Source organism: Mariniphaga sediminis (genome assembly GCF_003573545.1).
GTDB lineage: Bacteria > Bacteroidota > Bacteroidia > Bacteroidales > Prolixibacteraceae > Mariniphaga > Mariniphaga sediminis.
In genome coordinates, this window is the sequence record NZ_QWET01000059.1 from 1 (window position 1) to 1614 (window position 1614).

1 protein-coding gene is annotated in these 1614 nt (G+C 37.2%); it reads right to left on the reverse strand.

Annotated features, from left to right (window positions below):
- Positions 1 to 44: 44 nt before the first annotated feature.
- Entirely contained in the window at positions 45 to 1397 is a 1353-nt protein-coding gene (locus D1164_RS23550; protein WP_119352352.1) for an IS110 family RNA-guided transposase, read from the reverse strand.
- Positions 1398 to 1614: the final 217 nt, after the last annotated feature.

Consider the following 1614-nt stretch of genomic DNA (forward strand, 5'->3'; position numbering starts at 1 on the left):
CTATTATATAACTAATTCGCACATCGCTATAAATCAATATGTTATTACGCTACTTTTTTTAGCTTTTCCAGTTGTTTTTCTAAATTTTTTATACGTTTTTCTCTCCACTTAACCTGGTCACTTAACGTTGTTGCCCTGTCATATTCTTTTTGATCCCTAATCATTGTATATACTATTTTTGAAAGTTTATGAGCTGAGGCTATTACAGCGCCTTTCTTACCGACCCTTGATTTCATTTTCCTGGCATAGTCACCTAAAGGTGATTTACACTTTGATAAATTGCTTGCAGCCATCCTTAATGCAAGCCCTGCGTGGTTTTTCTTTTTTTGCATCCGGCTACTCACTACCTTCCCGCCAGTAATCTTTGTATTTGGGGCTAGGTTCAGCCATGCTGCAAATTGCTTGTGGCTTTTCCATTTGCTCATATCTATCCCCGTTTCTGAGATAAATTCCAATGCACTAATTTCACTGATACTATCTACCCTACATAAATTCACGCCAACTATCACTTTAAGTAAACCCTGTACATCAAAATAATATTGGTTGCTTCCGTAGACCTTCTTCTTTTTGCCGCCCAGGCCTGATATGTCTCCATCCAATATTGTAGCAGCCTGTGACAATAATAAACCTTCTATCTTACAGTCACAGCTTTTTATTTGGTTTTGGTAAAAAAGGTAGCCTTCATATGCTTGCCCTAACATAAATAAATACTCCTCTTTCCAGATGCCTTCCAGGGAAAGTTTGATGTCTGTATCTGATGCTTTTATGCGGCCATCTTTAAACTTTAATAATTCCTCGGGGTTACGTTCCCCGTTAATTATAGCTTCGATTATTAAAATGCCTGTTTTACCTATAATATCACTTATTACGTTGTGCAGTTTGATATTCATTAATTCGAATGCCTTTTGCATCCTGCGTACACAGTCTGAACTTAAGCGTATCAATTTTTTCCTCTGCCTTACATACGTGCGTAATTTCCTGTAATAAGAGTTTGGCTGGAAACTTTTTTGCAAAAGTCCGCAACAATGCAATTTTTGTAGCCAAATAGCATCTGTATCGTCTTTTTTCCTGCCAGTTACATTTTTAACATGCTTTGCGTTGACCAGATATGGCTCAATCCCTGCTTCTTCAAGCATGATATATAGGTTCAACCAATAAACACCTGTACTTTCAATTGCTGCGGTTGTTATATCATGGGACAATAACCAGGTGACAATCCCTTTCAGGTCTTGTGTATAAGTCCCGAACTCGCATACAATATGTCCCTCAAAGCCATCACTTATAGCTACATCATGTTTACTCCCTCCTATATCGATCCCTGCCGCATGAATATTTAGTACAGGAAGCCCTTGGGAGTAACGTTTTTTCTTTAATAACCTTTCATCATTGTTTTTCATAGTGAAACATTTTAAAGCCAGCTATGGGAAATAAACAATATGTTTTGATCTATTATACGGTGTCATAAGCATCCAATTGATATTTCAACTTTCCCAAGATCCATACTTGGATGTAGAAATTACTTTATTCCAATAAGAAAAACGGACTTTTTGCCGGCCTTGATTAATGCTACAAGTTATCTCTTTTGATGTTAGGTTTCCAAACCTTGCACACTTG